Annotated in this window: 13 protein-coding genes; 7 read left to right on the top strand and 6 right to left on the bottom strand. The window is 61.3% G+C overall.

Going from position 1 to position 21,412, the window contains the following annotated elements; all coding sequences use genetic code 11:
- Positions 1-75: 75 nt before the first annotated feature.
- Together Q7U49_RS13695 and Q7U49_RS13690 are read left to right on the top strand one after the other, a co-directional pair.
- A complete protein-coding gene (locus tag Q7U49_RS13695; RefSeq protein ID WP_304764834.1) occupies positions 76-558 on the top strand; it encodes a thioesterase family protein in 483 nt (160 codons plus the stop codon).
- 81 nt (positions 559-639) lie between these two features.
- Positions 640-849, top strand: a complete 210-nt coding sequence (locus Q7U49_RS13690) for a hypothetical protein (RefSeq protein WP_304764832.1) — start codon at positions 640-642, stop codon at positions 847-849.
- 13 nt (positions 850-862) lie between these two features.
- Here Q7U49_RS13690 and Q7U49_RS13685 read toward each other — a convergent pair whose 3' ends face one another.
- Positions 863-1,855 carry a LacI family DNA-binding transcriptional regulator gene (locus tag Q7U49_RS13685; RefSeq protein WP_370654007.1) on the bottom strand — a complete coding sequence of 331 codons (993 nt, stop codon included), beginning with the start codon at positions 1,853-1,855 and terminating at the stop codon, positions 863-865.
- 226 nt (positions 1,856-2,081) lie between these two features.
- Here Q7U49_RS13685 and ptsP point away from each other — a divergent pair, with 226 nt between their 5' ends.
- The 5 genes from ptsP to Q7U49_RS13660 all read left to right on the top strand — a co-directional run bounded on the left by ptsP (position 2,082) and on the right by Q7U49_RS13660 (position 10,785).
- Positions 2,082-4,565, top strand: coding sequence for a phosphoenolpyruvate--protein phosphotransferase (ptsP, locus tag Q7U49_RS13680; protein ID WP_370654006.1), 2,484 nt, complete (start codon positions 2,082-2,084; stop codon positions 4,563-4,565).
- Entirely contained in the window at positions 4,562-5,542 is a 981-nt protein-coding gene (gene pfkB, locus Q7U49_RS13675) for a 1-phosphofructokinase (RefSeq protein ID WP_304764828.1), read from the top strand. Before ptsP ends, pfkB begins: the two co-directional genes overlap by 4 nt.
- 42 nt (positions 5,543-5,584) lie before the next feature.
- A complete protein-coding gene (locus Q7U49_RS13670; RefSeq protein WP_304764826.1) occupies positions 5,585-7,345 on the top strand; it encodes a PTS fructose-like transporter subunit IIB in 1,761 nt (586 codons plus the stop codon).
- Positions 7,346-7,531: 186 nt separating this feature from the next.
- Positions 7,532-8,980 carry a decarboxylating NADP(+)-dependent phosphogluconate dehydrogenase gene (gene gnd, locus Q7U49_RS13665; protein ID WP_304764824.1) on the top strand — a complete coding sequence of 483 codons (1,449 nt, stop codon included), beginning with the start codon at positions 7,532-7,534 and terminating at the stop codon, positions 8,978-8,980.
- Positions 8,981-9,006: 26 nt separating this feature from the next.
- Positions 9,007-10,785 (top strand): ABC transporter transmembrane domain-containing protein, encoded by a 1,779-nt coding sequence (locus Q7U49_RS13660; RefSeq protein ID WP_304764822.1) that lies wholly within the window; start codon positions 9,007-9,009, stop codon positions 10,783-10,785.
- A gap of 61 nt (positions 10,786-10,846) precedes the next feature.
- On the opposite strand, the gene Q7U49_RS13655 is transcribed toward Q7U49_RS13660, so the two are convergent.
- From Q7U49_RS13655 to nuoL, 5 genes are all read right to left on the bottom strand, one after another.
- Positions 10,847-15,610: an NAD-glutamate dehydrogenase gene (locus tag Q7U49_RS13655; RefSeq protein WP_304764820.1), complete on the bottom strand. Its 4,764-nt coding sequence runs from the start codon at positions 15,608-15,610 to the stop codon at positions 10,847-10,849.
- A gap of 132 nt (positions 15,611-15,742) precedes the next feature.
- Complete coding sequence (locus Q7U49_RS13650; protein WP_304764819.1) at positions 15,743-16,339, bottom strand: NUDIX domain-containing protein; 597 nt, start codon at positions 16,337-16,339, stop codon at positions 15,743-15,745.
- A 32-nt stretch (positions 16,340-16,371) separates the two neighbouring features.
- Entirely contained in the window at positions 16,372-17,862 is a 1,491-nt protein-coding gene (gene nuoN / locus Q7U49_RS13645) for an NADH-quinone oxidoreductase subunit NuoN (RefSeq protein WP_304764818.1), read from the bottom strand.
- Positions 17,863-17,899: 37 nt separating this feature from the next.
- Positions 17,900-19,375, bottom strand: coding sequence for an NADH-quinone oxidoreductase subunit M (locus Q7U49_RS13640; protein ID WP_304764817.1), 1,476 nt, complete (start codon positions 19,373-19,375; stop codon positions 17,900-17,902).
- 13 nt (positions 19,376-19,388) lie between these two features.
- A complete protein-coding gene (gene nuoL, locus Q7U49_RS13635) occupies positions 19,389-21,407 on the bottom strand; it encodes an NADH-quinone oxidoreductase subunit L (RefSeq protein ID WP_304764816.1) in 2,019 nt (672 codons plus the stop codon).
- Positions 21,408-21,412: the final 5 nt, after the last annotated feature.

Below are 21,412 nucleotides of genomic sequence, written 5' to 3'. Positions count from 1 at the left end.
TCGGTGCTACTACAGCGGCTCTACAGGGCACCGTGGTCCAATCATCAATTGGCTTAGTTTCAAAGTTTTCAATCCATGGCTCGCATTCAAATCCGGCTACCCAGTCAATTCGCTTTCTCCACTGAGCTCATGCTCTACCAGAGTCACATGAATTACGGTGGCCATCTGGACAACGCACTGCTGCTCACCCTGGTGTCCGAGGCGCGTGTCAGGTTCTTCCAGTCACTTGGCTACACCGAACTCGATATTGAAGGCGCAGGCATTGTGGTGTCCGACGCTGCGCTGCAATACCGCTCCGAGGCATTTCATGGTGAACTGATGGTGGTGCGCATGGCTGCGAGCGACGTGGGTCGCAAGGGCTTTGACATGGTCTGGTCAATGACCGAACAGTCAAGCCAACGTGAAGTGGCCCGTGGCAAGACGGGCATCGTCTTCTTCAACTACGAAACCCGCAAGACGGCCCCGATGCCGGCTGCCTTTCGTGACAAGCTGGCCGCCTTCAAGGCACCCAGTGCCCTGGCGCTTGCCGAGGACGAAGCGTACAGCATCGCGGCTTGAGTGGTCAGCACCCGTCAGCGTCACCCGCCTTTTTGCTTTGACTTATGATGGCTTGCACTGAAACATCGAAAGCACGCACGCATGAAACTCGCTACCGGAATAGGCGCATTGGCAGTATTGTCATTCGTGGCAATACTGTGGATATCCGGCGGGGACAACAGTCTGCTGTCAATGGGCTTGTTCGCAGGTCTTGGGCTCGGCGCCATCGCCATCACGGGGGGCATTGTGAAGTGGCTGCGGAACCGGCGGCGCAGGCAAATCATGGACATGCGCGACTCTGCCCTGTGGTAAGGCGCGCTGCAGCTTAGGAGCCTATCCTTCCTTGGGTGGAGCCGCGCACCAGCAACTCCCCGCGCAGCACCACACGGCGCACGGCCCGCTCCGGCAAAGCCACCCGTTCCAATAACAATCTGAGTGCGGTTTGACCGATTTCGTTGGTCGGCTGGCGAATCACGGTGATGTCTGGCGTGACCAGACTGGTCCAGGGCAAGTCGTCAAAGCCGGCCACGGCCAGCTCCAAGGGCACCTTGAGCCCTGCCGCCTTGATCGCCTCGGCAATGCCTTGCAACACCAGGCCGCTGCTGGCGACTAGGGCGTCCGGCAGCGGGCTGCGCTGCAGCAGACGGTCGGCCACTTCGCGTGCGCGCTCGCTGCGGGGCAAGATCGGCTCGGCCTCTGGCGCCAATCCGGCAGCAGACATGGCAGCCAGGTAACCCTGGTGGCGCTGCGGCCCGGTCGAGCCCACCGAGCCGTACAAGAAAACGATGCGCCGGTAGCCTTGGGTGATCAGATGCCCGGTCAGGCGGTAAGCGGCGTCAAAGTTGTCAAGCACCACCGCGTCTGCCTCCACCTCGCGCTCCCAGCGATCCACCAGCACCATCGGAAACGGATAGTCCTGTGGGCGCAGGTCTTTGAGCAAGGACAGCGTGGGCGACAAGATGACACCGCTCACGTTTTCATCGCGCATCATCGCCAGGTAAAACGCCTCCTTGTCCGGATCTTCGTCGGCGTTGCACAGAAACACCCGCATGCCATTCTGGTAGGCCACGTCCTCCACCGCGCGGCTGATCTCGGTGAAGAAGGGGTTACGGATGTCGGACACGATCAAACCCAGCGTGTCGGTGCGGCCTGAGCGCAGACGACGTGCCGCCAGATCAGGCCGGTAACCCAGCGACTTGACCGCTGCATCGACGCGTCGGCGCGTCTCGTCGCTGACACCGGAAGCCCCCGAAATCACCCGCGAGACCGAGGCCGTCGACACCCCTGCCTGTTTCGCCACATCCACGATTTTGACCATCAAGTCTCCAAAATTACGATGTAATCGATTCCAATATTTTCTATCAATTTATCGAATACATCAAAGAAAATCCTGTTTTAAGATCTTTTAAAGGGTAAACCCTTAGTGTTTTTTCGTCTCAAACACTGGTATTTTGCCAGAAATTGCTCGACAATCAAAAATGTAAACGATTACATACATCACCCCTGATGTCCCGATGACGTCATTCACCAGCAAGGAGACACGGATGGAAACCATGACGACCGCCTGCGTAAAACTGAACGCCCAGGCCAGCAACAAAACCGAAGCGGTGCGGCTCGCCGGGCAGCTGCTGGTGGACGCGGGCTACATTGCGCCTGGCTATGTCGACAGCATGCTGCGGCGCGAAGAGGCGGCCAACACCTTTCTGGGTGCTGGCGTGGCGATTCCGCACGGCATGGTTGAAGACCGCCACCATATTCACCACACCGGTGTCGCCGTGGTGCAATTTCGTGACGGGGTGGCGTGGAAGGACGGCGATCGGGCACAGCTGGTGGTGGCCATTGCAGCAAAGTCGGAAGAGCACATTGTGTTGCTGCGTCGCCTCACCCGCCTGATGCAGCGCCCCCAGAGCATTGACAGCCTGGTACAAACAGATGACCCGCAACTGATCGTCAGCACCCTTGCGGACGAACCCGTCCCGGTGACTTCCCCCACCACCGAAGTCCTGGCATGGCCGAGCGATGCCCAGTCCGACTGGACGCTGGACTATCCCAACGGGCTGCACGCCCGCCCGGCCACACGCTGGGTTGAAACTGCCAAACGCTTCGCCTGTGACCTGCGCGTGTACAAAGCACTCGAATTCGCCGACGCCAAGGCGCTGACCGGTTTGCTGGCGCTGGGCGCGACGCGCGGCGACAGCCTGCGCGTGGCCGCCCGCGGCCCGGATGCACGACGCGCTGTTGATGCCCTGCTGGATGTGATGCAGGCCTTGTCGGCCGACGAGAAGGCCGACGCCGAACGCGCCCGCCGCAACGCGCTCGCCGCACGCCGCAGCGCCCCGGACTGGCTGCCCGACGGCAGCCCGCAAGCCATTTACGGTATCGGTGCCAGCCCCGGTCTGGCCATTGGGGCACTGGTCAGGCACGTCAGCCACCAGTTTGAAGTGCACGACAGCCCGGCCGATGTGATTGCCGACGGCGAGGCCCTTGAAGTGGCCGTGTTGGCCATCAGCCAGGAGCTGCAAACCCTGGAGACCCAGACCCGCACCCGCCTGGGCGCCTCCGAGGCCGCGATCTTTGCGTCCCAGCGTGAACTCATTGCGGATGCTGATCTGCTGCGCGAGGCGCTCGCCAGCATTCTGCGCGGTCATGGTGTGGCGTGGGCCTGGCAAGCGGCGTTGCAGGCGCGGGTGGAAAAGCTTCAGGCCGTGGCGGACCCACTGCTGGCGGCCCGCGCGCTGGATTTGCGCGACGTGGGTGAACGCGTGCTGGCCAGGCTGCTCGGTATCGAACGCCAGAGCCTGGTGCTCAAGCAAGCCAGCATCCTGGTGGCCGACGACCTGACGCCCTCGGACACCTTGCAGCTGGACATGAACTTTGTGGTGGGACTGGCCATCAGCAGCGGCGGACCGACCTCACACACCGCGATCCTGGCCCGAACACTCGGATTGCCCGCTGTGGTGGCCGCTGGCAGCGCCCTGCTCGCGGCCCCCGAGGGCCAACTGGCCGTGATCGACGGCGGACTGGGGGCGGTGTACCTGGAAGTCTCGCAAACCGACCGGGACGCCGTAGCCACCGTGATCGCGCGCCAGCTGGCTGAGCGCAATGCCTTGCGCGAGAGCCGTTACCTGCCCGCCACCACCACGGACGGCCACACGGTCGAGGTCGCGGCCAATGTGGCCAATGCCAAACAGGCCCGCGTGGCCATTGAAGCCGGCGCCGAAGGCGTGGGCCTGATGCGCACCGAGTTCCTGTTTCTGGAGCGCAACAGCGCCCCCGACGAGGAAGAACAGTACCGCGTTTACCGCGACATGACCGAGGCCATGGGCGGGCGCACCCTGATCATCCGCGCGCTGGACATTGGTGGCGACAAGAAAGTGCCCTACCTGAATCTGGCCAAGGAAGAAAACCCGTTCCTGGGCGTGCGCGGCGCCCGCCTGCTGTTGTTGCGGCAAGACCTGCTCTACACCCAGCTGCGCGCGCTGTACCGGGCGGCCGCGCACGGTCCGATCCGGATCATGTTTCCGATGGTCACCCACACCAGCGAAATCGAGGCGCTGCGCAGCCATTGCGAACGCGCCCGGGCCCAGGTCAACGGGCCACAACTCAAGATCGGCATCATGGTGGAAGTGCCGGCGGTGGCCGTCATGGCGGAAAAATTTGCACCATTGGTCGACTTCTTCTCGGTCGGCACCAACGACCTGACCCAATACACGCTGGCCATCGACCGCCAGCATCCGGAACTGGCACCGCAAGCGGACAGCCTGCACCCGGCCGTGCTGGACCTGATCGCCCGCACCGTGGCAGCCGCAAAAAAACACGGCACCTGGGTTGGCGTCTGTGGCGGCCTGGCGGGCGACCCGCTGGGTGCCCGCATCCTGACCGGGCTCGGTGTGGATGAACTGTCCATGAGCGCGCAGGATGTCGCCGCGGTCAAGGCCACGCTGCGCGGCGACTCTTACAGTGCCATGCAAGTGCTGGCGCAGCGCGCCCTGGCCGCCGGCAGCGCCGATGAGGTGCGCGCTCTATGAACGCCACCCTTCCCAGTGGCCAGCCACGCGTGCTGGCCGTGGCCCTGAACCCGGCGCTGGACCACACCATCGAGGTCGACAGCCTGCGCGTGGGCGAAGTCAATCGCGCCCTGCGCATGCAGGTGGATGTGGGTGGCAAAGGCATCAATGTGGCCTCCTGTCTGGCGGACTATGGTGTCCCCAGTGCGGTGACCGGACCGATCGGCCGCGACAACGCCGCCCTGTTCGAAGCCCTGTTCGGAGCCAAGGGCATTGCCAACCAATGCATTTATCTGGAAGGCCTCACGCGCATCAACACCAAGCTGGTGGACCGCGCCAACGGCGAGACCACCGACATCAACATGCCTGGCCCGGCACTGGCACCCGAGGCCATCCAGGCCCTGTTCGCGCAGTTGCTGGCGCGCATCGACGGGCTGGTCAGTGGCACCAGTTGGGTGGTGCTGGCGGGTAGCCTGCCGCCGCTGTGGCCCGCCGACACCTACCAGCGCCTGATCGCACATGCGCATGGGCTGGGTGCGCAAGTGCTGCTGGACGCCAGCGGTGTCGCCCTGGTCGCTGGCGTGGGCGCAGCGCCCGACATCATCAAGCCCAACCGCACCGAGCTTTCCGAGTTGATCGGGCGTTCGCTGGGAGATACCGCCTCGGTGGTCGCTGCGGCGCACGAGCTGCTGGCACGCCCCAAAGCGCCGGGCACGGTGATCGTGTCCATGGGGGCTGACGGCGCGCTGTTCGTCAACCGCCAGCAAGCCCTGTTGGCCCACCCGATCCCCACGCAATTGGTCAGCACGGTGGGCGCAGGCGATGCCATGGTGGCCGGCGTCATCGCGGCGCAGATGGCCGGCCTGAACCTGACCGAATGCGCCCGCCTGGCCACCGCGTTTTCAGCGGCCAAGCTGGCGCGGCTTGGGCCCCATCTGCCGGCACCTGACACCGTGCGCGCCCTGGCCCAGTCGGTGCAGATCAGTTCACTCCGTTAATTCAACCGTCCCCGTGTCCTACCTCGTGAAAGGAAATTCATCATGTCAAAAATAGTCGCCGTGACCGCTTGCCCGACGGGCATCGCTCACACCATCATGGCCGCCGAAGCCCTGCAGCAAGCCGCCGACCGCGCCGGCCACAGCCTGCAGGTGGAAACCCAGGGGTCGGCTGGCACCCGCAACACCCTCAGCGCGGCCGACATTGCCGACGCCGATGCGGTGATCATTGCCGCCGACACCGCCGTCAACACGGACCGTTTTGCCGGCAAAAACCTGCTGGTGGTGGGCACGGTGCCCGCCATCCGCGATGCCGAGGCCTTGATCCGCCAGGCCCTGGGCCAGGTTCGCCCGGCCACGCCCGCAGCGCTTGCCCCGGCACCGGCGCGTGATCCGGCCCTGCCGCAAATTGTCGCCATCACGTCCTGTCCCACTGGCATCGCCCACACCTTCATGGCAGCCGAAGGCCTGGAAACAGGCGCCAAGGCCAACCACTACAGCATCAAGGTCGAAACGCAAGGTTCGGTCGGTGCCCAGAACACGCTGACTGAGGCCGAAATTGAAGGCGCCGAAATCGTTCTGATCGCCGCCGACACCAAAGTCGACATGAGCCGCTTTGCCGGCAAACGCATTTACGAGACCCATACCAAGGCGGCCATCAAGGACGGCGCCCTGGTGGTGCGCACCGCGTTGGCACAAGCAAAGCAGGCCAGTGCCGAGACTGGCGCAGACTATGCCGACCAGGTCAAGACCGCCAAGGCTCAGCAAAGCGCCAGCCGCACCGGCGCCTACAAGCACCTGATGACCGGTGTGTCGTACATGATTCCGTTTGTGGTGGCCGGTGGCTTGCTGATCGCACTGGGTTTTGCGCTGGGCGGCATTTACGTGTACGAAGATGCCAACAAGGGCACGCTGGCCTGGACCCTGTTCACGATTGGTGCCAAGAGCGGCTTTGCGTTGATGGTGCCGATTTTGGCCGGCTTCATTGCGCACTCGATTGCCGACCGGCCCGGCCTGGCACCGGGCATGATCGGCGGCATGATCGCGGCGTCCATCGGTGCCGGCTTCATCGGCGGTATTGCCGCCGGTTTCCTGGCGGGCTACACCGTCAAGTACCTCAACGACAAAATTCAGCTCGGACGGCATCTGGACGGACTCAAGCCCGTGCTGATTCTGCCGCTGCTTGGCACCGTCATCGTCGGCTTGCTGATGTACTACGTGGTGGGTGGACCGGTTGCCGTGGCGCTGACCGCCATCACCACCTGGCTCAAGGGCCTGCAAGGTTCCAACGCCATTTTCCTGGGCCTGCTGCTGGGTTCGATGATGGCTTTCGACATGGGTGGCCCGGTCAACAAGGCAGCCTATGCCTTTGCCACCGGTCTGATCACCAGCGAAGTCTACGCCCCCATGGCCGCTGTCATGGCTGCCGGCATGACACCCCCGCTGGCCCTGGCGCTGGCCACCGTGCTGTTCAAGAACCGCTTTTCTACGGATGAGCGGGAGGCCGGCAAAGCCACGGCCGTGCTGGGCATTGCCTTTATCACCGAGGGTGCCATCCCCTACGCCGCCAAGGACCCGCTGCGGGTCATCCCCGCGCTGATGCTGGGCTCTGCCGTGGCGGGTGCGCTGTCGATGGTCTTTGGTTGCGAACTCCGCGTGCCCCACGGCGGCGTGTTCGTGCTACCCATTCCCAATGCAGTGACCAACCTGGGGGCTTACTTGCTAGCTATCGTGGCAGGCACCTTGGTCAGCGCTGTGGCCTTGGGCGGCCTGAAACGGCCCTTGAGTGCCGCGGCCGTCAGCTGATCTTGTAGTCAAGCGCGTATTGCCCACGCGCTTGTCCATCTTGTCGTCAAACATGCGGCAGTCGCAGCCGCTAGCCCATGCCCGCACACCAGGCTGGTGGTCAAAAACCTCAGGGAGAAAGCCAAATTCGGATGATGCCAATCTGCCTGCCTAAAATCAGACTCAGTAGTTACCAAGAAAGTAGATATGCAGTCTCAAATAGGTTTGATCGGTGTCGGATTGATGGGCGAAAACTTGGTGCTCAACATGGAGAGCAAGGGGTTCAGTGTTTCAGTGTTTGATATCTCAAGGCAAAAAGTTGAGAACTTTGTGTCGGGCAGGGGAAACGGAAAACGCATTCAAGGCTGTTTTACCGTTGAGGAACTGATTGCATCGCTGGTGCTGCCGAGAAAAATCATGCTGATGGTGCCAGCCGGAAAAGCCGTTGATGAGCTCATTGCAAGCCTGGTGCCGTTGCTTGCCCAAGGCGACATCATCATCGATGGCGGCAATTCTCACTTTCCCGACACCAGCCGCAGGACAAAAATGCTTGAAAGCAAGGGGCTGCTGTATGTGGGTGCCGGTGTCTCGGGCGGTGAAGAAGGCGCGTTGTTGGGGCCCTCGATCATGCCTGGCGGCTCGGTCGCGGCATGGGAAAGTGTCAAACCGATCTTTCAGGCGATTGCGGCAAAAGTGGATGGTGACGTTCCATGCTGTGACTGGATAGGCGAAGAAGGCGCCGGCCACTTCGTGAAAATGGTCCACAACGGCATTGAATACGGCGACATGCAGCTCATTTGTGAAGTCTATGACCTCATGAAAAACCTGCTGCGCATGACGCCAGGTGACATACACGATGTCTTCAAGAGCTGGAATGAAGGTGAGCTCAAAAGTTACCTGATTGAAATCACCCGGGACATTCTGGCAGTCAGGGACGACGATGGACTGCCCCTGCTCGACAAGATCCTGGACAAGGCGGCACAAAAAGGTACCGGCAAATGGGCCGTGAATACCTCACTTGATCTGGCAACGCCCCTGACCCTCATCACGGAGTCTGTCTTTGCCCGCGTCCTTTCATCCATGAAGGATGAACGTGTGGTGGCATCCAGACTGTTAAGCGGACCAAAAGCAGAATTCTCCGGGGACAAAAAAGCATTCATCGAAGACATCGGCCATGCCTTGTACGCGGCAAAACTGGTGTCTTATACCCAGGGCTACCAATTGATGCGGGCTGCCGCGAAAGAGTTTGGCTGGAAGCTCAACTTTGGTGGCATCGCATTGATCTGGCGTGGTGGTTGCATCATCCGCTCCGCATTTCTTGGCAAGATCAAAGAAGCCTTTGTTTTGAATCCTGATCTCGTCAATCTCCTGCTGGATCCATTTTTCAAAGACGCTATTTCCAAGGCGCAACAGTCGCTCAGAACCGTGCTTGCCGAGGCCATCAAAAATGGCGTCCCGACACCTGCCTTGTCTTCTGCCCTGGCTTATTACGATGGCTACCGGTGCGAAAACCTGCCGGCCAACCTGTTGCAGGCACAAAGAGACTTTTTTGGCGCCCACCAGTACGAGCGCGTTGACAAACCCCGTGGCGAGTATTTCCATACCAATTGGACTGGCCGGGGCGGCGCAACCGCATCGACCGTGTATGCCGGGTAGGCGAACCAAAAGCAGCGCTGTACTTCATGACCACCCCCTCCCCCAAACCCGGCAACCCCAAATCGCTCTCCGGTCTGTTGCCTTTCCTGAAGCCGTACCGTGGCCGCATCGGCCTGGCGCTGTTGTTCTTGGTGCTGGCCGCCATGGCCACGCTGGCTTTTCCGCTGGCCTTGCGCAGCCTGATTGACGGCGGCCTGGTGCAGACCGACCGGGGTGCGCAGGTGATGGCCTTGCGCGAGCATTTTGTGGCGCTGTTTGCCGTGGCGGTGGCGCTGGGGTTGTTTTCTGCGGCGCGCTTTTACATGGTGAGCTGGCTGGGCGAACGCATCACCGCCGATGTGCGCAATGCCGTGTATGGCCATGTGCTGCAGCAAAGCCCGGCGTTTTTCGAGACCACGCAGACTGGCGAGGTGCTGTCTCGCTTGTCGGCCGACACCACGCTGGTGCAGACCGTGGTGGGTTCGTCCCTGAGCATGGGGCTGCGCAATCTGGTGATGGGTATGGGTGCGCTGGGCATTTTGGTCTGGACCAACCCGATGGTGATGGTGCAGGTGCTGGGTGTGCTGGTGCTGATTGTGTTGCCCGCAGCCTGGTTTGGCCGGCGGGTGCGCAAGCTGTCACGCGCCAGCCAGGACCGGGCCGCCGACGCCAGCGCCATTGCCGCCGAGGTGCTCAACGCCATTCCGGTGGTGCAAAGTTACACGGCAGAGGCGCGCGAGGCAGCGCGCTTCAACCACGCGACCGACAACGCGTTCAAGGTGGCGGTGCGCCGCTCAAGGGCGCGCTCCTTTCTGGTGGCGTTCATCATCATCGCCACGTCGGCGGCGCTGCTGTGGGGTCTGTACCAGGGCACGCAGGCGGTGATGGCCGGGCGCATCAGTGCCGGGCACTTGGGGCAAACCGTGCTGTACGTGATCATTCTGGCCAGCGCCTTTGCCATTTTGGGAGAGGTCTATGGCGACCTGTTGCGCGCGGCCGGTGCCACCGAGCGGCTGATGGAGTTGCTGGGCAGCCAGTCTTCCATTACGTCACCGCCGCATCCCACGGCGGCTCCGGTGCCGCTGGCGGGCAGTGAAGTCAGGTTTGAGCACATCACGTTTCACTACCCGTCGCGCCCAATGCAGGCAGCACTGACTGATTTTTCTCTGGACATTGCCCCGGGCCAGACCGTGGCGCTGGTCGGGCCCAGTGGTGCGGGCAAGAGCACCGTGTTTCAGTTGCTGCTGCGCTTTTACGACCCGGTCACCGGACGCGTGCTCAAGGACGGCGTGCCGACGCGTGACATGGCCCTGACGGAGTTGCGCCATGGCATTGGCATCGTGCCGCAGGACGCGGTGATTTTCTCCAGCAGCGCGCTGGAAAACATTCGTTACGGCAAGCCCGAGGCCAGCGACGCCGAGGTCAAGGCGGCGGCCCAAGCGGCTTTTGCCGACGAGTTCATCAGCGCCCTGCCCCAGGGCTATGACACTTTTCTGGGCGAGCGCGGCGTGCGCCTGAGTGGCGGCCAGCGCCAGCGTATTGCCATTGCGCGCGCCATGCTGAAAAACCCGCCGCTGTTGCTGCTCGACGAAGCCACCAGCGCGCTGGATGCCGAAAGCGAACGCATGGTGCAGGCCGCACTGGAGTCAGCCATGCGCGGGCGCACCACCCTGGTCATTGCGCACCGCCTGGCCACCGTCATCAAGGCCGACCGCATCGTGGTGCTGGACCAGGGACGGGTGGTGGAACAGGGCACCCATGCCGAGCTGCTGGCCGCCGGTGGGCTCTACGCCGACCTGGCAGCGCTGCAGTTCAACAATGACTAATCCTTGCGGGTCAGACCACTCGCAAAGCGACGTGCTCTGACCCCAACTAATTAGAAGGCGTTCAGGCCAAGTGACGCAACTCGCGCAGTGCCACCGACACCGGTGCAAGGTCAGCCCCCTGCGTGCTGATGGTTCGCAGCAATTTGCACAGGCGCTCGATGCTGGCGGCATGGGCCTCTGACCAGGTTGGCACGCCGTCAAAGTGCTGCAGCACGCTCAGGCTGATCTGGTTGGCAATGGCATACACGTCTTCGCGCGCGCTGCCCCGGGCTTGTGTTTGCCACAGACTGTCGGTGGGCAGGCGGTTGATCTGGGCACGCCAGGCGCTCAAACCAAGCACGCTTTCAACCCCAAAATAGGTCTGCGCGGCCTGCGCCAGCGTGGTGTTGGCCTGCTCGGTCAGGTCGACCAGGTCGAGCGCCGGGAAGATGAATTCCAGCGCGCTGAGCTTACGCGCCAACTCCGGTGCCACCCCCGCCTGCTCCAGTTGCTGCGTGGCCTGCTCCCAGCTGGCCAAGGCACTGGCGGGCAACCAGTTTTCCAGATTGGCACGCAGCTCACGGGCACCGGGTTGGTAACGTGCGATCAGGGTGGGCAGGTCGGCGGCTTTGGAGCGCGCGCGCAGCATCCAGCGCGAGGCACGCTGTGCAATGGCGATGAGCTTGCCCAACAGGTCCAGCTGCAGGGTGCTGGCCACCACACCGTCGAGCGCGTCGATCTGGTCCCACAAGGGTTCCAGGTCAAAAATTTCCCGCGCCAGCGTGTAGGCCCGCACCACATCCGCCGTGTTGGCAGCCGCTTCGGCCGCCAAAAAGTTCACAAAGGTGGCACCGCTGCGATTGACCACGGTGTTGGCCACATAGGTCGCAATGATCTCGCGCTTGAGCGGGTGCTGGTCGATGGCGTCGGCAAACTTTTCGCTCAATGCCTTGGGGAAATAAGCCTTGAGGACACGGCTGAAATACGGATCATCGGGCAAGTTGCTGGCCAGCAGGTCGTCAAACACCGACATCTTGGCATAAGCCAGCACCACCGCGCCTTCGGGTGCCGTCAAGCCCTGCTTGAGTGAGCGACGGCGCACAAATTCTTCGTCGCTCGGCAAAAACTCGATGGCCCGGTTCAGGCGCCCTGCCCCCTCAAGCCACTGGATCAGGCGCTGCTGGCCGCCCAGCACATACAAGGGCCGGTGGCAGGCCACATCCAGCGCCTGGGACTGGTAATAGTTGTCCGCCAGCACCAGGTGCCCGACCTCCTCGGTCATCGAGGCCAGCAGGTCATTGCGCTGCTTGAGCGTGAGGTCGCCCGCCTCCACCACGCGGTCCAGCAAAATCTTGATGTTGACCTCGTGGTCGGAGCAATCGACGCCGGCCGAGTTGTCGATGGCGTCGGTGTAGATCAGGCCACCAGCCTGGGCAAACTCGATGCGCCCCAATTGGGTACAGCCCAGGTTGCCGCCTTCCACCAGCACCTTGCAGCGCAGTTGCCCGCCATTGACCCGGAACGCGTCACTGGCCTTGTCACCGACCTGCGCATGGCTCTCTTGCGAGGACTTGACGTAAGTGCCGATGCCGCCGTTGTAGAGCATGTCGACCGGGGCTTGCAGCAGGGCATGGATCAGATCGCTGGGCGACAGCTCCTGCGCCTCGATGCCCAGCACCTCACGCGCTGCCGCAGACAAGTGGATCGACTTGGCCGCACGCGGGTAAATGCCGCCGCCTTCGGACATGACGCTGCGGTCGTAGTCGTCCCAACTGGAGCGCGGCAAATGGAACAGGCGCTGGCGCTCGGCAAAACTGCGCGCCACATCCGGCGCGGGGTCGATGAAGATGTGCCGGTGGTCAAACGCGGCCACCAGCTTGATTTGGGTGGACAGCAGCATGCCGTTGCCAAACACATCACCCGACATGTCGCCAATGCCGACCACCGTGAATGGCGTGGTCTGGATGTCGTGCGACAAGGCCCTGAAATGGCGCTTGGCCGACTCCCAGGCACCGCGTGCGGTGATGCCCATCTCTTTATGGTCATAGCCCACCGAGCCGCCCGAGGCGAAGGCGTCACCCAACCAGAAGCCGTAGTCGGCCGAGACGCTGTTGGCCGTGTCGGAAAAACTGGCGGTGCCCTTGTCTGCGGCCACCACCAGGTAGGGGTCGTCCACGTCGTGACGCACCACCTTGTGGGGCGCCACCACCTCGCCCTTGACCAGGTTGTCGGTCACATCCAGCATGCCTGAGAGCATCAGCTTGTAGCAGGCAATGCCCTCGGCCAGATAGGCTTCGCGGTCAGCGGCAGCGGGCGGATTTTTCAGGACGAAGCCACCTTTGGAGCCGACCGGCACGATCACGGTGTTTTTGACCTGCTGCGCCTTGACCAGGCCCAGAATTTCGGTACGGAAGTCTTCGCGCCGGTCCGACCAGCGCAGGCCACCACGCGCCACCTTGTTCATGCGCAGGTGAATGGCTTCGACGCGCGGCGAATACACCCAGATTTCAAACAATGGCATGGGTGCGGGCATGCCGGGCACGTCATGCGACCTGAACTTGAAGCTCATGCAGGGCTTGTAGTCACCGGCGGGCGTGGTTTGCCACACGTTGGTGCGCACAGTGGCGAGGATGCTGCGGTGGTACTGGCGCAGGATACGGTCCTCATCGAGGCTGGCCACAGCGCTCAATTGCGCGTCAAGGGTGGCGCCCACGGTGGCCTGCAGCGCATCGCGATCCTGCCCCCTGGCTGGATCGAAGCGGGCCACAAACAACTCGACAAGGGCTTGTGCCGACGCGGCGTTCTTGTACAGGGCCGCCTCCAGGTAGCTCTGGCTGTAAGGAAAATTGAGCTGGGTAAAGTAGCGCGTGTAAGCGCGCAGGACGTCGATCGCGCGGGCATCAAGCGTGGTCACCAGCACCAGTTTGTTGAGGTCGTCGCTTTCAAGCGTCTTGCACCAGACCTGCACAAACAAGCTCTCAAAACGCTCGCGCACCAAGGCAAAGTCGATTTCGGGCGGCAGTTGCAGGCCCAGGTCGTGGATCCAGTCCTCAGTGGCAGCGGCACCCGACGCCGCCGGGCGCAGCTGGTAGGGATGCTCGTCGAGCACGCGGGCACCCATGCGTTCCAGCACCGGCAGCGAGTCGGACAGCGCGACCTTGGTGCGGCTGAAAATCTTGAAACGCACCATGCCGGGCGCGCTGTCGAGCGGGCGGTACAGCCGCACCGCCATGGGCCGCTCGGCCGACAGGGTGGCCAGCACCTGCACATCATCGGCCGCCATGCGGCCAGAAAAGTCTTCCTGGTAGGCCGCCGGAAAATTGTCGGCAAAGCGCGCCGCCAAAGCCAGGCCCTGGCTCTCGCCATGAATGTGCAGCAAGGCTTGCTTGCAATCATCTTCCCAGCGCTGCGACAGTTGGGCAATGCGAAGCTCAAGCGCCGACACGTCAACGTTGCGCGGTGCCTGTTGGCGGGCACGCACGGTGTAGTGAATGCGGGCCAGCGGGCTGTCGGTGAGCGTTGGAGTGAACTCGATCGACTGGCCATCCAGCGCCCGGCTGAGTTCATGGCCGATTTTGGAGCGCAGCTCGGTGTTGTAACGGTCTCGCGGCACAAAGACCTGCACCGACGTGAAACGGCCAAAGGGATCACGGCGCAGGAATACCCGTACCCGCTGGCGCTCCTGCAGGCGCAAGATGCCCAGCGCATGCTCGGTCAGCGTGGCGGTGTCGACCTGGAACAACTCGTCGCGCGGGTAGGTGTTCAGAATGGTCTGCAGCGACTTGGCCGCATGGCTTTCTGGCAACACGCCCACAGCCGCCATCACATCGGAAGCGCGACGCCGGATTTGCGGAATGTCAGCCACCGCAGCCGCGTAGGCCTTGGACGTGTAAAGCCCAAGAAAACGTGCTTCACCCATCACCTTGCCGGCATCATCGAAACGCTTGACCGTCAGGCAATCCAGCCAGGCTGGGCGGTGCACGGTGGCGCGCGTCATGGCCTTGGTCACCAGCACCAACTGGTCGGAGTCGAGAAACTCGAGCGCATCCAAAGGCAGCCGGCTGACGGGTGTTTTGGGCTCGCCACGCAAAATGCCCAAACCGGACTCAGGCACGGCGACCAGCTTGACCCCATCCTCCTCACGCAGCAACTGGTAGTCGCGTGCACCCAAAAAGGTGAAATGCTGCGACTCAAGCCAGCGCAGAAATTCCAGCCCCTCCTGTTGCCCCTTGGCCGACAAGGGCGAACTGGCGGAGGCCTCCCGCACCGCTTGCAAGTGCGCCAGCATGGGCGCCCAATCGGTGACCGCGGCGCTGACGTCACGCAACACTTGCGCCAACTCGGCAGCGAGCTGGTCACGGTCAGCCGCCAGCAAAATACGGTCGCACTCGACCAGAATCAGGGAGGAAATAGCTTGCTTGTGGCCTGCGTCCTGCCGGGCCAAGAGGGTTTTGGCGACCTTGCCATCGGCATCGCGCTCAAGCGCCAGCAGCGGGTGAACAATCCAGTGCACCATGCGGCCACTGCGATTGATCGCCATGGTGACCGAGTCCACCAGGAAGGGCATGTCATCGTGAACAATCTGAATGACCGTCTGCTCACTGTCAAAACCGTCTTCGGCCAACGTGGGGTTGTAGACGCGAATACGCTCGCCAGCGACATTGGGCGAAGCGTCCAGCAAATGCCAGTGCGCCGCAGCCAAAGCCAGCAGCGTGGCTGAACCACGTTGCTGCAATTCATCGGGATCGGTATTGTCGAAGTAGGCTGACACGAAGTCCGCCAGCGCAGGGGCGGCGGCGATTTCCAGGGTGTAGCTGCGCAGGTCGGCAAGGGCGGCATGGGTCATGCAGGTCTCCGGTTAATGGCTTTGGACACCACTGATTCTAGGAAGACAAAGCGAAGCCATGGGGCAGCTTGGTGCCCGATTCATCTACATATGCAAGAATCACATGACCTGTGCCATCAGGCCACATCCCGATCAGACCCCTTCGTGCCAGTCAAGCGCCCAAGCGCCCGAGATCACGTTTTGCAGCCACAGTGCGGCGGTCAGCGTCTTGCCGTCGGTCACCACGCCCGCGCGGCACCAATCGAGCAACTCGGCCGGCGTGGCCGTGAACACATCCAGAAACTCACCATCGTCGAGTTTGCGCTGGCCGGCACGCAGGCCACGGGCAAACCAGATGTCAATGAATTCTGTGGAATAGGAGATGAGCGGGTGCAATACCCCGGCATGAGCCCACTGGCTGGCACTGAAACCGGTTTCCTCGCGCAGCTCACGTTGCGCACAGGCAAAACAGTCCTCACCCGGGTCGAGCTTGCCGGCAGGGAACTCGATCATGACCCGGCCCACGGGGTAGCGGAACTGGCGCTCCAGCACGACCTGCAGGTGGCCATGAGCGTCTTCGAGCAGGGGAACCACCATGACGGCGCCGGGGTGCACCACATACTCCCGCGTGGCCACCTTGCCGCTTGGCAAAATGACTTCATCACGGAACGCGTGAAGGAGTCGGCCCTTGAAAAGCTCGGAACTGGCTGACTTTTTTTCGACCAGATGGCCAAACTCAGCTTGGTCCATGGCCTGACGATGCGACAGGAGAACTGAGGCGATCAGTTGACCAGCATCTGCGCCACGGCATTGGCACACAGCGCCATCAGGCCGCCCGGCACAATGCCCAACACCAGCAGCAGGGCACCGTTGAGAGACAGCACGGCACGCACTTCAAACGGCGAGGAAATTTCCCCGGCGGTGCCGGTGGGGGCGTCAAAGTACATAACCTTGACCACGCGCAGGTAATAGAAGGCGCCAATCAGCGACATCATGACGGCAAAAACGGCCAGCACCAGTGGCAGCGTGCCACCCGATGCCAACAGGGCCTGCAACACCGCCAGCTTGGCATAAAACCCGATCATGGGCGGGATACCCGCCAGGGAGAACAGGCACACCGCCATGAGCGCCGCATAGAACGGGCTGCGCTGGTTGAGGCCGGCAAAGTCGGAGATTTCCTCGCTCTCGAAACCGTTGCGCGACAACAGCAAAATGATGCCGAAACTGACCAGGGTGGTCAGCACATAAGACACCACATAAAACATGGACGAGCCGTACGCGTTGGCAGCGGCTTCCGGCTGCCCGCTGACGGCGCCGGACATCATGCCGATGAGCACGAAGCCCATGTGGGAAATGGTCGAAAAAGCCAGCATGCGCTTGATGTTGGTCTGCGCAATGGCGGCCAGATTACCGACAGCCAGTGAGGCAATCGCCAGCAACATGAGCATTTGTTGCCAATCGACCGACAAAGGCATCAGACCTTCCACCAACAAACGAATCATCACGGCAAAGGCGGCCAACTTCGGGGCGCCACCAATCATCAGGGTAATGGCCGTGGGTGCGCCCTGGTAAACGTCGGGGATCCACATGTGAAACGGCACCACACCCAACTTGAACGCCAGTCCGGCCACCACAAAGACCAGCCCGAAGACCAGCACCTGTTGCTTGACCTGACCCGATTGAATGGCGGCCATGGCCTCTTGCAAATTGAGCGTGCCAGTGGCGCCGTACAACATGGACATGCCGTACAGCAGGAAACCGGATGCCAGCGCACCGAGCACAAAATATTTCATGCCCGCCTCGACCGATTGCAGGTGATCGCGGCGCAGCGCCACCAGGGCATAGCTGGACAGGGTCAACAGTTCAATGCCCATGTAGAGCACCAGGAAGTTGTTGCCCGAGATCATGACAAACATGCCCAGCAGGGAAAACAAGCCCAGACTGAAGAGTTCGCCGCCGCGCAGCATGTCGCGCTCGGCCGCGTAATGGCGGCCGTAAACCAGCGTCACCATGACCGCAAGCGTGGCAAAGCACTTGAGCCAGTTGCCCATGACGTCACTGACGATCATGTTGCCAAAACCATAAATGGTCTGGTTGGACAAAGCGTAATTGGCCTGCAGCGCCGCGACCACGGCCAGCGTCAGCATGGTCGCCACATAGGTGGCGGTGCGTGTGCGGCTCTTGACGCTCAAGTCGAACAGCAGAATCACGCAGGCCATGACCAGCAGGATTATTTCTGGATAAACCGCGATCAAACTGATTTTGTCAATCATAGGTATCTCTTATCTCAAAGTTGTCAGTACGGACTGATCAGTTCAATTTCGTCACGGCCACATGCTTCAGCAGCTCGGCCACGGACACGTCCATCACATCGGTAAACGGCTTGGGATACACCCCCATGTACAGGATGGAAATGGCCAGCAATGACAGGAACAGGAACTCACGCGCGTTGATGTCCTTCAGGTGCTTGACATGGTCATTGGCGACCGGGCCCAGGTACACCCGCTTGAACATCCAGAGTGAATAGGCGGCACCGAAGATCAGCGCACTGGCGGCGGCCATGCCGATCCAGAAGTTCACCTTGACCGAGCCCAGGATCACCATCCACTCACCGACAAAACCCGCCGTTCCCGGCAGGCCGGCGTTGGCCATGACAAACAACAGGGCAAAGGCCGTGAATTTGGGCATGGTGTTGACCACACCGCCGTAGGCTGATATCTCGCGGGAATGGACACGGTCGTACAACACGCCAATGGCCAGGAACATGGCTGCCGAAACAAAACCGTGGGAAATCATTTGCACAATGCCGCCGGCCACGCCGAGGTCATTGAACAGGAAAAAGCCCAAGGTGACAAAACCCATGTGCGCCACCGACGAATAAGCCACCAGCTTCTTCATGTCACGTTGCACCATGGTCACCAGCCCCACATAAATGACGGCCGCCAGCGACAGGCCAATCATCAGGCCCGACCACTCATGAGCCGCATCGGGTGCGATCGGCATGGAAAACCGCAGGAAACCATAGGCACCCAGCTTCAGCATGATGGCGGCCAGCACGGCAGAGCCACCGGTGGGCGCCTCCACGTGCACATCAGGCAACCAGGTGTGCACCGGCCACATCGGCACCTTGACGGCAAAGGCGGCGAGGAAGGCAAAGAACAACAAGGTCTGCGCTGTCTGCCCCAGCGGCAGTTTGTGCCAGGTCAGCAAGTCGAAGCTGCCGCCTGCCGTGTTGTAGAGGTAAATCAGGGCGATCAGCATCAACAAGGAGCCGAGCAAGGTGTACAGAAAGAACTTGAATGCCGCGTAAATCTTGTTGGGACCGCCCCAGATACCGATGATCAGGTACATCGGGATCAGCGTGGCCTCGAAGAAGACGTAAAACAGCATGCCATCGATGGCACAAAAGACACCGATCATGAGTCCGCTCAGGATCAGGAAGGCGCCCATGTACTGGTTGACCCGCTTGGTAATGACTTCCCAGCCGGCGATCACCACAATCACGTTGATGAAGGCCGTCAGCAGGATGAACCACACGGAAATACCATCAATACCGAGGTGGTAGTTGATGTTGAAACGCTCGATCCAGGGCGCTTTTTCAACAAACTGCATGGCAGCAGTTGACAAATCGAAACGTGTGTAAAGCGGCAAGGTCACCAGCAGACTCACGACCGCTCCGATCAGCGCAATCCAACGAACTGCCCGCGCTTGGTCATCACGACCAAGTGCCAGCAACAACACACCGAAGGCAATCGGTGTCCAAATAGCCAGGCTCAGCAAACCCATTTTTAGTTTTCTCCTATTTGAGCCAGACGAAATACGTCATCAGAACAAAGATACCCAGGACCATGGTCAGCGCATAGTCGTACAGGTAACCGGTCTGGATTTTTCGAACCACGCCAGAAACCCAGCCCACGATGCGCCAGGAACCGTTCACCACAGCACCGTCAATCACAGCCTGGTCACCCACCTTCCACAGCGCCACGCCCAAGCCGCGCGCGGCAGGGGCCAGCACGTTTTCGTTGAACCAGTCCATGTAGTACTTGTTTTCAAGCAGGATGTAGATCGGCATGACACGGCGTTTGATGGCTGCAGGCAGGGCCGGGTTGACCATGTACATGTAGTAAGCACTCACCACACCGGCCAAAGCCAGCCAGAAAGGTGCAGCCATGAAGCCGTGCAGCGCCAGGGCGACCGGGCCGTGGAACTCTTCGCCCAGCAATTTCATGGCCTGGTGGATTTCCGCATTGACAAAAATCGCGTCCTTGAAATAGTCACCGAACAGCATCGGGCCGATGGTGAAGAAACCGATCAGGACCGAAGGAATGGCCAGCAGGATCAAGGGCACGGTCACCACCCAGGGCGACTCGTGCGGCTTGCTGTCATGGCCATGGTGTCCATGGTCGTGATGGCCGTGGTGCGCATCAGGATTCTGATCGAAACGTTCCTTGCCATGAAACACCAGGAAGTAGAGACGGAACGAGTAGAAGGCCGTGATGAAAACACCCGCCAGCACCGCAAAGTAGGCAAAACCGGCGGCGGGCAACTGGCTGGCGTGCACCGCCATGATGATCTCGTCCTTGGAGTAAAAACCCGAGAAGAACGGGGTACCAATCAGGGCCAGTGAACCGAGCAGACAGGTCAGCCAGGTGATGGGCATGTACTTGCGCAGGCCACCCATCCAGCGGATGTCCTGGTTGTGGTGCACCCCCATGATGACCGAGCCGGCAGCAAGGAACAACAAGGCCTTGAAAAAGGCGTGGGTCATCAGATGGAACACGGCCACCGAATAGGCCGATGCCCCCAGCGCCACCGTCATGTAACCCAGCTGCGACAACGTGGAGTACGCCACGATGCGTTTGATGTCGTTCTGGATGATGCCAAGGAAGCCCATGAACAAGGCCGTGATGCCGCCAATGATCAGGATAAAGTTGAGCGCGGCGTCACTGAGTTCAAACAGCGGCGACATGCGCGCTACCATGAAGATGCCCGCGGTCACCATGGTGGCAGCGTGGATCAGGGCAGAAATAGGGGTGGGGCCCTCCATCGAGTCCGGCAACCAGACATGCAGCGGGAACTGGGCCGACTTGCCCATGGCGCCAATGAACAGGCAGACACAGATGACGGTGATCAGCATCCAGTCGGTACCGGGCAGGCTCAATTTGGCCAATTCACCCGACTGCGCGAACACCTCGCTGTAGTTGAGCGACCCGGTGTAGGCCGCGAGCAAACCGATCCCAAGAATAAAACCAAAGTCACCGACCCGATTCACCAGGAATGCTTTCATGTTGGCAAAAATGGCGGTGGGTTTGTTGAACCAGAAACCGATCAACAGGTAAGAGACCAAGCCCACGGCTTCCCAGCCAAAGAACAACTGCAGCATGTTGTTGCTCATGACCAGCATCAACATCGAGAAAGTGAACAAGGAGATATAGGCAAAGAAGCGGTTGTAGCCCTCGTCTTCCTCCATGTAACCCACGGTGTAGATGTGCACCATCAAGGAAACAAAGGTCACCACGCACATCATCATGGCGGTCAGGCCGTCGACCAGGAAACCGATCTCCATCTTGAGGCCACCCACCACCATCCAGGTGTAGATGGTCTCATTGAAGCGGGCGCCATCAACGACCACACTTTGCAGTGTCATGGCGGACAGCACAAAGGACAGCAACACACCCAGAATGGTCACCGAATGCGACAGGCGGCGCCCGATCACGTTGCCACCAAACTTGGTGCCGAGGATACCGGCGGCAAGGGCCCCCACCAGCGGGGCCAGGGCAACGACCAGCAGGGTCGAGGAAGAAAGGGTTTGACTCATTTTTG

Origin of the sequence: Rhodoferax sp. (assembly GCF_030653815.1) — a bacterium.
Classification (GTDB): domain Bacteria; phylum Pseudomonadota; class Gammaproteobacteria; order Burkholderiales; family Burkholderiaceae_C; genus Rhodoferax.
Note: the sequence above shows the minus strand (reverse complement) of the source record. Positions and strands in the feature narration are given on the sequence as shown.

Excerpts from the sequence above, each read along its gene's own strand:
- Q7U49_RS13695 (WP_304764834.1), top strand. The coding sequence starts at position 76 with ATGGCTCGCATTCAAATCCGGCTACCCAGTCAATTCGCTTTCTCCACT.
- Q7U49_RS13690 (WP_304764832.1), top strand. The coding sequence starts at position 640 with ATGAAACTCGCTACCGGAATAGGCGCATTGGCAGTATTGTCATTCGTG.
- Q7U49_RS13685 (WP_370654007.1), bottom strand. The coding sequence starts at position 1,855 with ATGGTCAAAATCGTGGATGTGGCGAAACAGGCAGGGGTGTCGACGGCC.
- ptsP (WP_370654006.1), top strand. The coding sequence starts at position 2,082 with ATGGAAACCATGACGACCGCCTGCGTAAAACTGAACGCCCAGGCCAGC.
- pfkB (WP_304764828.1), top strand. The coding sequence starts at position 4,562 with ATGAACGCCACCCTTCCCAGTGGCCAGCCACGCGTGCTGGCCGTGGCC.
- Q7U49_RS13670 (WP_304764826.1), top strand. The coding sequence starts at position 5,585 with ATGTCAAAAATAGTCGCCGTGACCGCTTGCCCGACGGGCATCGCTCAC.
- gnd (WP_304764824.1), top strand. The coding sequence starts at position 7,532 with ATGCAGTCTCAAATAGGTTTGATCGGTGTCGGATTGATGGGCGAAAAC.
- Q7U49_RS13660 (WP_304764822.1), top strand. The coding sequence starts at position 9,007 with ATGACCACCCCCTCCCCCAAACCCGGCAACCCCAAATCGCTCTCCGGT.
- Q7U49_RS13655 (WP_304764820.1), bottom strand. The coding sequence starts at position 15,610 with ATGACCCATGCCGCCCTTGCCGACCTGCGCAGCTACACCCTGGAAATC.
- Q7U49_RS13650 (WP_304764819.1), bottom strand. The coding sequence starts at position 16,339 with ATGGACCAAGCTGAGTTTGGCCATCTGGTCGAAAAAAAGTCAGCCAGT.
- nuoN (WP_304764818.1), bottom strand. The coding sequence starts at position 17,862 with ATGATTGACAAAATCAGTTTGATCGCGGTTTATCCAGAAATAATCCTG.
- Q7U49_RS13640 (WP_304764817.1), bottom strand. The coding sequence starts at position 19,375 with ATGGGTTTGCTGAGCCTGGCTATTTGGACACCGATTGCCTTCGGTGTG.
- nuoL (WP_304764816.1), bottom strand. The coding sequence starts at position 21,407 with ATGAGTCAAACCCTTTCTTCCTCGACCCTGCTGGTCGTTGCCCTGGCC.